General features: G+C 42.6%; 12 protein-coding genes. 8 read left to right on the top strand and 4 right to left on the bottom strand.

The window, feature by feature from the left end; translation table 11 throughout:
* The first annotated feature begins 48 nt into the window (after positions 1-48).
* The 6 genes from ACSQ8O_RS31580 to ACSQ8O_RS31555 all read left to right on the top strand — a co-directional run bounded on the left by ACSQ8O_RS31580 (position 49) and on the right by ACSQ8O_RS31555 (position 6,228).
* Positions 49-912: an AraC family transcriptional regulator gene (locus tag ACSQ8O_RS31580; protein ID WP_436244875.1), complete on the top strand. Its 864-nt coding sequence runs from the start codon at positions 49-51 to the stop codon at positions 910-912.
* Positions 913-1,049: 137 nt separating this feature from the next.
* A complete protein-coding gene (locus ACSQ8O_RS31575; RefSeq protein ID WP_436244874.1) occupies positions 1,050-1,715 on the top strand; it encodes a GntR family transcriptional regulator in 666 nt (221 codons plus the stop codon).
* Between the two features lie 18 nt (positions 1,716-1,733).
* Positions 1,734-2,495, top strand: a complete 762-nt coding sequence (locus ACSQ8O_RS31570; RefSeq protein ID WP_436244873.1) for an SDR family NAD(P)-dependent oxidoreductase — start codon at positions 1,734-1,736, stop codon at positions 2,493-2,495.
* A 37-nt stretch (positions 2,496-2,532) separates the two neighbouring features.
* A complete protein-coding gene (locus ACSQ8O_RS31565) occupies positions 2,533-3,630 on the top strand; it encodes a mandelate racemase/muconate lactonizing enzyme family protein (RefSeq protein WP_436244872.1) in 1,098 nt (365 codons plus the stop codon).
* A 209-nt stretch (positions 3,631-3,839) separates the two neighbouring features.
* Positions 3,840-4,769 (top strand): glycoside hydrolase family 43 protein, encoded by a 930-nt coding sequence (locus ACSQ8O_RS31560; protein ID WP_436244871.1) that lies wholly within the window; start codon positions 3,840-3,842, stop codon positions 4,767-4,769.
* A 295-nt stretch (positions 4,770-5,064) separates the two neighbouring features.
* Positions 5,065-6,228, top strand: a complete 1,164-nt coding sequence (locus ACSQ8O_RS31555) for a DUF4317 domain-containing protein (protein WP_436244870.1) — start codon at positions 5,065-5,067, stop codon at positions 6,226-6,228.
* Between the two features lie 422 nt (positions 6,229-6,650).
* On the opposite strand, the gene ACSQ8O_RS31550 is transcribed toward ACSQ8O_RS31555, so the two are convergent.
* From ACSQ8O_RS31550 to ACSQ8O_RS31540, 3 genes are all read right to left on the bottom strand, one after another.
* Positions 6,651-8,087, bottom strand: coding sequence for a PLP-dependent aminotransferase family protein (locus ACSQ8O_RS31550; protein ID WP_436244869.1), 1,437 nt, complete (start codon positions 8,085-8,087; stop codon positions 6,651-6,653).
* Between the two features lie 583 nt (positions 8,088-8,670).
* A complete protein-coding gene (locus tag ACSQ8O_RS31545; protein WP_436244868.1) occupies positions 8,671-8,880 on the bottom strand; it encodes a hypothetical protein in 210 nt (69 codons plus the stop codon).
* A gap of 204 nt (positions 8,881-9,084) precedes the next feature.
* Positions 9,085-9,261: a hypothetical protein gene (locus ACSQ8O_RS31540; RefSeq protein WP_436244988.1), complete on the bottom strand. Its 177-nt coding sequence runs from the start codon at positions 9,259-9,261 to the stop codon at positions 9,085-9,087.
* Positions 9,262-9,390: 129 nt separating this feature from the next.
* On the opposite strand from ACSQ8O_RS31540, the gene ACSQ8O_RS31535 reads away from it, so the two are divergent.
* Positions 9,391-10,176, top strand: a complete 786-nt coding sequence (locus tag ACSQ8O_RS31535; protein ID WP_436244987.1) for an SDR family oxidoreductase — start codon at positions 9,391-9,393, stop codon at positions 10,174-10,176.
* Positions 10,177-10,345: 169 nt separating this feature from the next.
* Here ACSQ8O_RS31535 and ACSQ8O_RS31530 read toward each other — a convergent pair whose 3' ends face one another.
* Positions 10,346-11,083 carry a helix-turn-helix domain-containing protein gene (locus tag ACSQ8O_RS31530; RefSeq protein ID WP_436244867.1) on the bottom strand — a complete coding sequence of 246 codons (738 nt, stop codon included), beginning with the start codon at positions 11,081-11,083 and terminating at the stop codon, positions 10,346-10,348.
* 273 nt (positions 11,084-11,356) lie between these two features.
* Here ACSQ8O_RS31530 and ACSQ8O_RS31525 point away from each other — a divergent pair, with 273 nt between their 5' ends.
* Entirely contained in the window at positions 11,357-13,249 is a 1,893-nt protein-coding gene (locus ACSQ8O_RS31525; RefSeq protein WP_436244866.1) for a beta-L-arabinofuranosidase domain-containing protein, read from the top strand.

Raw genomic sequence — 13,249 nt, 5'->3', positions numbered from 1 at the left:
ATCGTCATATCATTTGTTTTAATTTTACGTAAGGGGTGGTGTTCAAGGATGGAATTCGCTAACTTACATCCTTATGTGTACTATGCAACTCGATACCCATTCTCCAAAGATCAGACAAGTAGAAATAGGACTTGTTATACCTCTTCACTTTATTTAATAAGTGATGGGAAAGGTATTATACAAACCTGTAACCGCACGTATGAAGTAAAAGCGGGCTCTCTTGTGTACATTCCAGCAGGTCAACAACATCACTGGGTTGCTGACAGCTGTGATCCTATGGTTCATGTATGCTGTTATTTCGATTGGTCATATGTAGATCGTCGGGCACGAGCGGACCACCCAAGCCTGATCTGTTATGATGCGGCTACGCTGCAACCTGACTTGATAGGCCCTACATTTCCTTATGTATTACCAGAGTATCTGATCGTGGAGAAGCTGAGGATGTGGTTGGAATTATTTGGGAAATTTTACACGGACAATCAAGATACAAATAATCGAACGTATATTCGCAATCTAAGGACCCAGGGTAACTTTCAACAATTTATCGAGTTTTATCTCACGTTTGCCCTAAAAAAGGAGCATATCCCCAACCTACATATGGCTAGATTGCTCGAACGATTAGATCAGGATCTTGTACAAGGGAATTTGCAACCTTTGGAAACCTATTATAACGAGTTGAAAATAAGTCGTGGTTATTTTTTCGATATATTTAAACAGGCTACAGGGAAGCCACCAACACAATATATTATTCACTTCAGAGTTAATCGGGCAAAGGAAGACCTTCTTCATTCAAGTTTAACGATTACGGAGATCGCAGAGAAGCATGGTTTTTCATCTTTGCATTACTTTTCAAAGCTGTTCCACAAGTTACACGGTCAATCACCACGGGAGTACAGGGACAAGAACAAGTAGAAGTTAATGACGAAATGGATGACGTAGTAATCATGTGGATTACTGGATCTAAAATAAGTATTTAAAAATATACTATTTATTTCACATCATAAATCGTGTATGATTTACGATATGAGATTAAAGAAAAGGTGATAGCAATGAAAAAAGGCTTAAGTCGTTATGTTTTGACCGATGAAATTTACACCTTATTAAAGGAACAAATCCTAAACCATGAGATGCCCTCTGGTGAAAAGATTAATATTGATCAGCTGGCCCGTGATCTAGAGGTCAGTAACATTCCAATTCGCGAAGCACTTTCCCGGTTAATGGCTGAGGAATTGGTGTACACGGTCCCTTTCAAAGGGATGTACGTGGCTCAGATTTCGCTGCAAGAGTTGGATGAAATGTTTGAAATTCGTAAGGAGTTGGAATCGTTAGCGATCCGCAAGGCGGTGTCACAAATTCCTGAAGAGAAGTTAGCCCATTTGGAACAGGAAATGAAGACAAGGGCCACGAGTCATCCGGCAAATGATGAGGAGAAAATCAAATTAATCGCTGACATGAATCAGAGCTTGCACGGTTTGATTCTCGACTATTGTAATAACCAATCATTAGCCAACCTGATTCACGTCTATATTGATCGCATTCAAAGATATTCAGCTCTCTTTCACAAGGGGATGGAGCAGCAATTGCTGCAAGAGGAATGGGATGAACACATGTTAGTCGTACAAGGGTTAGTGGCTCGGGATGCATCATTGGCGGAAGCTGCGTTACTCAAGCATTTGAACAATTCACATCTTAGGACTCGAGGATTTATTCTCTAAAGAATGGAGGCGAAGTTCATGATATTAGCAGGTAAAACAGCCATAGTGACAGGCGGAGGATCAGGGATTGGCGAAGCGATTGTTCGTTTATTTGCCGCTCAGGGGGCGATGGTGATGATTGCCGATTGGAACGAGAAAGAAGCCTTTCAATTGGCGTATGAGTTGACGTCTTCAGGACATCATGTTTCCGCATGGCAAACAGACGTATCAAAAAGTACTGACGTACAGGTACTTATCCATGAAACCGTGCAGAAATTTGGGCATCTAGACGTGCTCGTAAATAATGCGGCTGTCATTTTACCCAAGTTCCTTGAAGATGTAGAGGAAGAGGAGTGGGATCGCCTCCACGATATTAACTTGAAAAGTGTGTATTTGACCATCAAATATTCCCTTCCCCATTTAAAAGAAAGTCGAGGTGCTGTCGTGAATATGGCTTCCCTCAATGGCTTGATTGGGCAAAAGATGAATCCTGTGTATGCAGCCACCAAAGGTGGTGTCGTGGCATTTACGAAAGCGCTTGCAATTGATTATGCTCCTGCTGGCATTCGCGTGAATTGCATCTGTCCGGCTGGTGTTTCTACACCGTTGCTACAGCAGTGGATTCAGGATCAAGTGGACCCGATCGCAACGATTCAGGCTCTGAATGATATGCATCCCATTGGCCGGCCGGCAACTTCGGAAGAAATTGCGCAATCTGCGCTATATCTGGCAAGCTCACAGTCAGGTTTCGTTACAGGTGTAGCACTTCCCGTCGATGGCGGCGCTTCACTTGGTTATTAATACATAGCAAACAACCATATTAAAGGAGATGGACCACATGAAAATTACAAAAGTAGAGAGCTTTGTTTTACATGTACCGATTATGCCACCGATTACAGATGCTATCAATGTGGCTACACACTGGGGATTAGCGGGCGTTCGTATTTTTACCGATGAAGGCTTTATTGGATATGGATATACAGGAACTTGTGCCCATGGTGATGATATGATCGTGGATACGATTGATAAATACTATGCCCCTCTACTGGTCGGCAAAGATCCGTTTATGGTTAGAGCGCTCTGGGAAGAGATGCGTTTTGGTAAAATGCACTGGATCGGCCGATCAGGCGTGACGCATATGGCGCTTGCTGCGGTGGATATTGCCCTGTGGGACATTATGGCGAAAGCCTCCAATAAGCCGCTTTGGCAGTACCTCGGCGGAGCGAAAACGAAGCCGATCAAAGCCTACAACACCAACGGTGGTTGGTTGAACTGGTCGCAAGACCGTTTGCTCAAGGATGTAATGGAGATCGTGGAAGCAGGTTTTACGGGTGTCAAAATCAAGGTCGGCAAGCCGGATCCGCGTGAGGATTATGCTCGCTGTAAGGCTGTTCGTAAGGCGATCGGTGATGATGTTATTTTTATGATCGACGTGAATCAACAATGGAACATCAGTACGGCGATGACGTGGGGCAAAAAGCTCGAAGAATTCGACCTGTTCTGGTTAGAAGAACCGCTAAATCCGGATGATATTATGGGTCATAAAAAGCTCGCTGATGAGCTGAACGTTCCAATCGCACTAGGTGAGCATGTCTATAACAAATACGCTTTCCGTGATTACATTCACCAAGGTGCTATCGAATATTGCCAAGTGGACGTTACCCGTGTAGGTGGGATTACCGAATGGCTGCAAGTTGCCGGCTTAGCGGGATCGTATGATGTGCCGATCTGTCCGCACGTAGGCGATATGGGCCAAATCCATCAGCATCTCGTTGCTGCCACGCCAAGCGCGATTATGCTGGAGTACATTCCGTGGATCCGACATATCTTTGAAGAGCCAGCGACTGTGGTAGACGGCCATTATTTGTTGCCGCAGATGCCGGGGGCTTCGACAACGATTTTGCCTAGGTATTTTGAGGAATATCGGATTCGCTAGAGATATTTTTTGGTGCTGATATATACATATTATGCATGAAATTGTAGCCGCAACTAATCAGTTTAATCATGATTTATCTCCATAAAAGCACGATAGGTCAGTTTTTAACCATTATAATGAATTGTTTTCAGATCAACAAGTCCTTAAAATCGAAAGAAGTTGACTAATTCAGAATCGTCTACGGACATCGAGAGAGGTGCTTTATTCGAATGGAAGCTTATTTATTCGTACATTTTAAGGAAAAGAAGTCCCCTGACGGGGAGCAAGTCTATTTTGCACTTAGTACGGACGGTTTTAACTGGGAACAGGTAAACGGAGGACAACCCGTTCTCTGGAGTGAAAAAGGTGATAAGGGAGTTCGTGATCATACAATCGTTCGGACCAAGTACGGTAAATTTTATATTATTGCTACCGACTTAAGCCTTGCTAATCATTTTTATGGTAAGTACAAGGGGGACTGGGAGAACATTGTCAGAGAAGGAAGTAAATACCTTTCATTATGGGAATCAGACGATCTTCTGAACTGGTCGGAACAAAGAATGATTGAATTAGGTGATGAGGATTTCGGTTTTCTTTGGGCACCGGAAGTGTTCCACGACCTTATGGAGGAAGATTATGTCATTCATTGGACATCTGCTCTTGCTTCCAATCATTTTGAGCACAAATCCATCTATTATTCTCGAACAAAGGATTTTGAAAGTTTTACTAAACCGCAGTTGTTATACCGTAAGGAAGATAGCGGGGTCATTGATTCTGCTCTCTACGAAGAGAATGGTAAGTACTACCGTTTCGTGAAAAGCGAGGACAATCCTAAAGGCATAATCATGCAAAAGGGGACTTCCCTACTCGGTGAATACGAAACCGTCGATGCTTTTAGTGGGGAAATGGCAAAGCTCGGATCTTCCACCTATGAAGCACCAACTGCGTATAAGCTTAGTAATGGAAAATGGTGTTTAATGCTAGACTTTTTCGGTGTTGAAGGTGAAGGACAGGGCTATGTTCCTTTTGTAACAGATGACATTGAAAGTGGGCTTTTTATCCGATCGGATGAAAGCTTTAGCTTCCCTTACCGCTTTAAGCATGGCACTGTGCTTTCTATAACGATGGAAGAGTATAGCAGGATTAAAAACGGGTATTAACTATAAGATCATTGAAAAAGATTAGAATCCATGAAAAGTACGGAGCGCCGCGGGTTTGCGGGCTCCGTTTTCTAATTTTTTATGAACCATCACAGATTGTTTTAAGATAAATCCTCAAAATTGTTGAGAAATCTATCATAATGAATTAACATACAGGAAGTGTTCAGAAATAAAGGGAAGTAACGGTGGAGGCCCTTCTCATGAAGGGCTTTTGTTGTGATGTGAGTTTTACAATTGTTCAGTGCCATTAATTTTTCTAGTAAGGCCAATTCACTTCTTAGGAGTCTGACGGACCATGATAAAAAAAGAAATCGCACATATTCGCAAGCACTTTAAATTGGATAACGAAATGCTTAAAATTCACGAGATTTTAAACGTGTATATCATGAAGGAAACCAACGAGATCTACCATTATGAGCGTCAATCTTTTGCCTTAGTGGACAGGGAGAAGCAGGAACTATATATGCTCAATTTCAAAAAACTGCTGACCGGCGAATTAGATCAGAAGATGTATGAGTTAAAGTTTCAGGAGGAAGCGGAGCAGCCTACACAGGTGCTTCTCCATCAAGGTTTAGTGACTGGTAATGCGGAAGAATGGCAAGATCTGATGCTTTTGTTAGTAGAGAAAATGTTGGTGGATACCCAATACGAGCAGGACACAGTGATCACTTTCGTTCGCGGACAATATTCACGGCCGACTAAGAGTAGGAACGAAGATGCCATGGAAAGCGAAAAGAACGAGATGTTCGCGAATCTATTCATTCTGTGCAGTGTGAATTCGACGGAACAACAAAAGAAAACGCTCATGTTCGACTATGTGGAGAGGGAATATAAGTATAATGTCTTCGTAGATCCCATTATCAAACTGAATACGCCGGAACAAGGTTTTTTCTACCCTAGTGTGACGGACAATTATTCCGACGTGAATCGCATTGTGTATTGCTCGGGGAGAGCGCATGAACCGAATTGGCATTTCATCGAGCAAGTCTTAAATGCCGAGAAGACCGTGACAGCGTTAGAAGAGAGAGCCATTTTTGAAGACATTGTGAAAGAAGTGGCGGGCGATCAACTTGATGCCTCTACGATCGCTCATGTATACGAGGAAATTCATAGGGTCATCGAGTCCAACGAGGAGGAAGAGCCTCCGAAGTTGGATTATAAAGATGTGGAACGCATGCTGTCGACGAGTGGCGTAGAAAACGTGACGATGGAAAAGGTGGAACGAGCATTCCAAAACATCGTCGACGACAAAAACTATGAAATCAAAGCGAGCAGCGTCCTTCCGAAGTTCACATCGAAATCGATTAAGATTGATACGAAGGTAGCCACGATTACAGTCAGTCCGCAAGATTTAAAATACGTGAAACAGGTGAATTATCAGGGGAAACGATGTATTTTGATTGAAATTGATGAAGACGTCGTGATTGAAGGATTTACGCTCAATACGGAGACTTTGTAGAGTGGTGAACGTTTTCGGCTACGGGACATAATTCTAAATAATTCAGAAACAACATAAACGGAGTGCCGCGAGTTTGCGGGCTCCGTTTTTTAATTATTAATGAAATAACAGTAGTTCGAGAATCAGTGAGGATGGCAAATAAATAGGAAGCGCTACAAGATCGCTGAGGGAGCAAGGCTGCCCTTTACAGCATTCAGCTGTTGAAGGGAAGGGATGTTGGATACAGCGATGTGACAACCTTTGGACGCATATTTAAGAAGATGGAAGGTATTACGCCGGGGAAATATAAAAATGCTTAAACTCGTACCGAATATTACCTGAGTAATATATATAAATGCCTAGTCTGACTAATCAGAGCTAGGCATTTTTTATTCAAACGGAGGACTTTTCAAACGTTGTCCCAAAAACAGTAAATTATATCTTCATTCAATCAGCCCACGCAGTGCCTCAGCAAATCTGGATATCCCCAATGCAATCTCCTCTGACTTCGCCCTTGCGAATGTAAATCGCACATATCCCGAATCGGAACCATAAACACTCCCAGGTACCATTACGATTCCTTTCTTAATGGATTCTTCTAACAATATACCGTCCGGAATACTCGGAATCAATTTACACCAAAAATGAATGCCTCCTGCCGGCACCACGTACTCGATTAGACCTGAAAGTTCCTTTTCTAAAGATTCGATGAGTAAATCACGTTTAAATTGAAGCTGAATGCGCAAACGTTCCAAATGAGGACCCAAATAATCTGACTGTAAAAATTGTCCCGCAACTTGCTGTGGAATGATGCTTAATCCAAAATCCATCTGTTGCCTAGCATCGGCTAGCCGTTCCACAATGGAACGAGGTGCTACCATCCATCCTATACGTAAGCCTGAAGCTGCTATCTTGGAGAATGAGCCAATATACAGAACAGAACCCGTCGTATCCATGGATTTGAGCGACAAAGGAGGGATTCCATCATAGGAAGTTAAGCTATATGGATCGTCTTCCACAACAGGAATTCCCAATTCACTAATGATATCAAGAAGACGTTTGCGTCTTTCTTCACTTAGTAGCGCTCCAGTTGGGTTCTGATAATTCGGATTCAAGAACACCATCTTAATACGGTGTTTTTTGTATAAAGTGCGAATATCTTCTGGCTGTACACCATGCTTATCGACGGGTAGGCGGAACAAGCGAAGGCCAGCTGATTGAAACATGGGCAGCGAATAGCAGTAGGAAGGATCTTCTATGGCAACTGCGTCACCTGGAGACAGAAGACATTGTGTAATTAAAAATAATGATTGCTGAGAGCCCGATGTGACAAGAATGGAGGATTCAGTTGTCCGTATTCCGCGGTAATTGTTTAGATAATCGACTAAAGCCTCTCTTAATGGCGTTGCACCTTGAGGGTTAACGTACCCCAAATAGGATGTGTATGCGTTTTTACCCATGAGTACAGCAATTTCATTTGTAGGAGCCAAATCAGCCGATAGTTCACCGCTCGCAAAATCGATTAATGTTGGATTGTGAGTTAGCGCTTCGCGGATCCTCCGTAAAAAGGGCAGGTTAGGAAGAAAGCTTCCTCCTTCGGCAAACCGACTCCAGTTTGGTGTATGTTTTGGAGTTGCCCCCCATTTGGATGTACTTACTCGAGTTCCGCTGCCAATGCGGCTCTCGATAATCCCCATAGATCGCAGTTCTGCGAATGCCGAAATGACAGTGCTGCGGTTCACATCAAATTGTTCAGCAAGTTTTCGTTCGGGGGGAAGCAAACTGCCCGGAGGAAACTCCCCATATGAAATTCTTTGCTCGAGATAGTCGGCAATTTGCTCATATAGCGTTTTTTTACTATTGCGATCAGGTTTCCACATCTTAAAAATCCCCTTGAGTATGAGATCAAACTAGACAAATTTTACATTTATAATACCACTTATCTATGAAAATTAATCGTTTTTTTCGACGATAACATGTAGCATTCTGTGAACATGGATTTCATCCATATTGGATGGCATTAATAATGAGTAATTGGTTGGTTACATTCGTCCTCTTCAAATTTATCATAGTTAATAAGTTGCTTGATATTAAAACTTGTGGGAAGGAGATGGACCAGTGGCGGCTTTGATATCTTTTATTATGCTTTGTAGTGCACTTGTATCAAGTCCTTTGATTATCGCTATAGGCGGGGCTCGTCTCATTCGTGAAGATGAACGTGAAATTGAATGTAATAAGGTCAGAAACAATATAATAATCTCGTGAAAAAAGGAGAGAATAAGAATGAATAAATCACATAGCAACAATTACGAGCAGAAATTGGATGGACTTCTCCCATTAACAATCATATTTTTTCTTTCAATTTTTTCAGGCTTCTTTTTCTTTCTAATCAACCATTTTGTATAGAAGTAAATAGAAATGAAAGAACCTTAGCACAGTGATTCACTGAACTAAGGTTCTTTGTTATTTGACAATATAAACGATCAAAGCTAACAATCCTAGAGGGATGATAACCGCATAATAAAGAGTAAGATTAACAAATATGCTTTTTGTTTGGCGATCATATCCCGGATTACCTTCTTTATTTGAATTAGAGTGTCCGATCGCTATTGTTGCTACTCCACCGGTAATTAAAATAGCAGCAAATATAATATAGTAAAAATATAACGACATATAGCTTCACTCCTTTACGTTTTTCAAAACCATACTATCAAAATCATAGTATCAGTTCATCGATGCTATGTAACCATCCAATCAGCAATCGATATATCCAACCAATTAGGAATGAAAGAGCAGACCTCTAGGAAGAGAGGCCTGCTGATGGGTAATTTCTATGCCGGATTGATTGGTGGGAAATTAGAGAGTTTGATTGAAAATTTAACTTTTTGGAAGATTAATCATCCACGCTGGTTTCGGAAATGAAACGTTGACCGGACTATATTGAGGGATATTGATGTTGTCGTTTACCTGTCCGAAATTATTGGCTCCCCATGCCCAAAGTGTTCCATCTTGCCTTATAAAATATAGGAAAAGTTTCGGAGGCCATCTATCTATTGAGTTTGGATGATGCGGGGCATGGGTATAGTAATTTTAGTACGAAGCTAAACCATGAGGAATTGAATGCAGTCTACCATTACAGGTTAGGGGTGAACATTAACCGTGCAAACAGGACAGAAGTCTTTGATGGTACTACCGGATTTAAAGGACAGGGTTGCATTGATTACCGGAGCGGGTTCCGGCATTGGACGAGCAGCCGCCTTGCTGCTAGCGCAGCAAGGAATGAAAGTATGCCTTGTGGATCTGAAGAACGACCGGCTAAAGCAGACGAAACAAGAGATCGAATCAGCAGGCGGCCAGGCTATGACGGTCGAAATCGACATCTCCGATCCGACCCAAGTTGAAGAGGCGTTCGAGCAAACTGCAAAAACCTGGGGGCGGATAAACTTTGTCTTTGCCAATGCCGGCATCAATGGGGTGTTGGCGCCAATCGAAGACATGAAGTCAGAGGATTGGGATCGTACGCTTTCCGTCAATCTAAAAGGGACGTTCCTTTGTGTAAAACATGCGATACCTCATATGAAAGAAATTGGGGGCAGCATAGTGATCACGAGTTCCATTAACGGAAGTCGCACCTTCTCAGGGTTCGGTATGACGGCCTATAGCTCATCAAAGGCAGGGCAAGTTGCATTTGCAAAAATGGCCGCGTTAGAATTAGCCCAGTACAAAATACGCGTCAATGCCATCTGTCCGGGCTCCATTAAGACCAATATTGGAGAAAATACGAAGCCGACGGCGGAGCTCGAGAAAATTAAAATTCCGATCGAGTACCCAGAGGGAAACCAGCCATTGGAACATGCGCCTGGACAGCCTGAGCAAGTTGCCAATCTGGTAGCTTTCCTTGCCTCAGACGCTTCTAACCACATTTCCGGGACTGAACTGTTCATGGACGGCGCCGAATCGCTGTTGTAACTATTCTGTGAGTATAGCTCCACATAAGCATTTCGCTTCCGGCAGAACAGCCAGCCGTTATGCTGCCTCACTTCATCCAATTGATTCCTTGGAAACAAGAGAATGCCTAGTCTGATAAGTATCAGAACTAGGCATTTTTAATTGACTATTGCAGGGGAGAATTACTTGTCTAAGATTTATAGAAATGACTCATATAAGCAGAGGGAGATTCCCCTATCACTTTTTTAAACACTCGGCTGAAATAATAAGGATTCTTATATCCTAGTTTCTCACTAATCTCAGATACATTGAGAGATGTGCTTCGCATCCAATCCATCGCTTTGTTTATTCTTAATTTCGTATGCGTTTCAATTACGCTAAGCCCTGTTTGCGTTTTAAAGGTTGCGGATATGTAACTATAGTTTAAATTCAAATGGTTGCTTAGTTTCTCAGAATCAAAGTCCTCGTCTGTATGCTGCATAAGAAAAGTCATCACTCGCCCTGCAACAGTTTCCCCTTTTCCTGAGTTTCTTGTTGAATGGCTATGTTCTTTCATCGATTTATGAAGCTGTAGAAACAGCTGATACACTTGAATGCTGAGTTGAACCATACCATGCTCTGTTGGCTTCCCAAAGTCCGCCACTAGCAGTTGTAATTTATTTTCTAAAGTTCGATGGAAGGGTGAAGTTCCATGCTTTGGCATTGGGAATCTGTAGGCATAATGATCGGGATAAAAGAAATCGATTTCAGGTAAGGGAGTGTGCTCTTTATAGGAAGGGGAGTCATATTCAGGTGAATTAAAGTGCACCCAGAACCAAGATGTTCCTGGTAGTGTTTCAGGGCGTCCCCAATGATGAAGTCCTTTTTTTAAAAATAGATGCTCCTTCTCCTGAATGATATATTCCGTGGTCCCCTCAACGACCTGCATTCGGCCATTCGTAACAAATACAAAAACGTCGAAGTCCAATATGCGATCGTGATGGGTATAAACGGTATCTACCTGGTTCCAGCCTAAATCTCGTACCATGGGGAACCGGTTACCTGTTAAATAAACGAACGAATCGATCTTGCAGACCTCCTTTCGTATATGGATACAGTATTTACCCAAAAAAAGTATATGTAATTACATGATTTGTGTATTTTTATCAATCATAGCAAAGTTCTATAATAAATAAAAATATAAAAAAATGGAGGTATTAATATGAGATCAATCAGTATGAAAGAATATCAAGCAGGACGAGTAAAATTGTCAGCAGGGCCGCTTACAGCACGCTTCGAGCTCAATAAGAAGTATGTCATAAGCTTAACAAATGAAAATTTACTTCGTACTTTCTATTTGGAAGCTGGATTATGGAGTTACAGTGGAAATGGCGGAACCACTAGTGCAACCACGACGAGTATGGACGGACCCGAGCACTGGCATTGGGGATGGGAATCACCGACTTGTGAGTTGCGAGGCCATATGATGGGGCATTGGTTATCTGCGGCAGCAAGTATATATGCACAAACGGAAGATAGGTTAGTTAAGGCAAAGGCGGATTTCATTGTCCAAGAGTTGGCTCGCTGTCAGGAGGCGAATGGAGGAGAATGGCTTGCCGCATTCCCTGAGTCTTACATGAACAGAATAGCCAAAGGAAAGTATGTGTGGGCTCCGCACTATACGATTCATAAGCTTTTGATGGGGCTTTACGACATGTATGCAGTTGGTCAAAATAAACAAGCGCTCGACCTAATGCGCGGTTTAGCTTCTTGGTTCTACCGCTGGACGGGGCAGTTTAGTCGAGAACAAATGGATGATCTCCTTGATTTAGAAACGGGTGGGATGTTGGAAGTATGGGCAAATCTTTATGAAGTAACTCAGGATGAGACACATCTCGAATTAATCCATCGATACGATCGCCGTCGTTTTTTTGATGCTTTGTTGACGGGACAAGATGTACTGACGAATAAACATGCCAATACGCAGATTCCTGAAATTTTGGGAGCCGCTAGAGCGTGGGAGGTGACGGGGGAAGTTCGGTTTAGAGAAGTCGTAGAAGCGTTTTGGAAATGTGCGGTTACCAATAGAGGATACTATTGCACTGGCGCTGGCGATGATGGTGAATTATGGGTACCCTCGGGGCAAATGGCGGAAAGGATGGGCGTAGGTCAGGAACATTGTGTCAATTACAACATGATGCGACTTGCTCATGTGCTGCTCAGATGGACGGGAGAACCAGAATACGCTGACTATTGGGAGAGAAGGTTTTATAACGGAGTTCTTGCTCATCAGCATGGAGAGACAGGCATGATTTCTTATTTTCTGGGAATCGGTGCAGGGAGTCATAAGAAGTGGGGATCCGCTACACAGCATTTTTGGTGCTGCCATGGTACGCTAGTTCAAGCGAATGCCACTTATGAACAGCAGATTTTTATGGAGGAGAAGGATGGCGTAGCGGTATGTCAGTGGTTTCCAGCTGAAATAAATCTAAAGATAGATAATCGTACCGTTGCCATTAGTCTTAAACAGGACGGGCAATATGGTGTCTATCCATTGAATAATTGGAATGTTACGGGGATGACTGCTATAACGAAAATTGATATGCCACCTATTCCTGGGCATCGGCCAGACCGATTTATCTATAATTTGACCATCAATTGTGACAATCCTGCGGAATTTACTTTAAAACTTAGAGTACCAAGATGGGTGAAAGATGAGCCTATTATTTACGTGAATGGCGTCCGATTGAGTGATCCAGTAAGACCACAATCATTCATCGAAATTCGTAAAACATGGAGCAATGGAGATATCGTACAGATCGAGTTTCCTAAGTCATTGACAACCGAGCCACTTCCTGGCGCAGAAGATATGGTAGCTTTTATGGATGGGCCAATCGTATTGGCGGGGTTGATTGAGCGTGAACATAGATTGGTTGGGAATCCTAGTTTGCCAGAAACAATGCTCGTAGCCGATCGTGAGCGAAATCACAGTTGGTGGAATGTCGGCTACTATCGAACGAAGGGGCAAGACAAGGGAATACGTTTTATTCCTCTATATGAGATGAAAGATGAGACATATACGGTTTATTTTCCTACTGATCCGATAAAAGTATAA

It is taken from the genome of Paenibacillus sp. LjRoot56 (genome assembly GCF_964253335.1).
Classification (GTDB): Bacteria; Bacillota; Bacilli; order Paenibacillales; family NBRC-103111; genus Paenibacillus_E; species Paenibacillus_E allorhizoplanae.
This window is presented reverse-complemented; position numbering and strand designations above follow the sequence as displayed.

Excerpts from the sequence above, each read along its gene's own strand:
- ACSQ8O_RS31575 (WP_436244874.1), top strand. The coding sequence starts at position 1,050 with ATGAAAAAAGGCTTAAGTCGTTATGTTTTGACCGATGAAATTTACACC.
- ACSQ8O_RS31565 (WP_436244872.1), top strand. The coding sequence starts at position 2,533 with ATGAAAATTACAAAAGTAGAGAGCTTTGTTTTACATGTACCGATTATG.
- ACSQ8O_RS31555 (WP_436244870.1), top strand. The coding sequence starts at position 5,065 with ATGATAAAAAAAGAAATCGCACATATTCGCAAGCACTTTAAATTGGAT.
- ACSQ8O_RS31550 (WP_436244869.1), bottom strand. The coding sequence starts at position 8,087 with ATGTGGAAACCTGATCGCAATAGTAAAAAAACGCTATATGAGCAAATT.
- ACSQ8O_RS31560 (WP_436244871.1), top strand. The coding sequence starts at position 3,840 with ATGGAAGCTTATTTATTCGTACATTTTAAGGAAAAGAAGTCCCCTGAC.
- ACSQ8O_RS31535 (WP_436244987.1), top strand. The coding sequence starts at position 9,391 with ATGGTACTACCGGATTTAAAGGACAGGGTTGCATTGATTACCGGAGCG.
- ACSQ8O_RS31580 (WP_436244875.1), top strand. The coding sequence starts at position 49 with ATGGAATTCGCTAACTTACATCCTTATGTGTACTATGCAACTCGATAC.
- ACSQ8O_RS31525 (WP_436244866.1), top strand. The coding sequence starts at position 11,357 with ATGAGATCAATCAGTATGAAAGAATATCAAGCAGGACGAGTAAAATTG.
- ACSQ8O_RS31570 (WP_436244873.1), top strand. The coding sequence starts at position 1,734 with ATGATATTAGCAGGTAAAACAGCCATAGTGACAGGCGGAGGATCAGGG.
- ACSQ8O_RS31545 (WP_436244868.1), bottom strand. The coding sequence starts at position 8,880 with ATGTCGTTATATTTTTACTATATTATATTTGCTGCTATTTTAATTACC.
- ACSQ8O_RS31530 (WP_436244867.1), bottom strand. The coding sequence starts at position 11,083 with ATGCAGGTCGTTGAGGGGACCACGGAATATATCATTCAGGAGAAGGAG.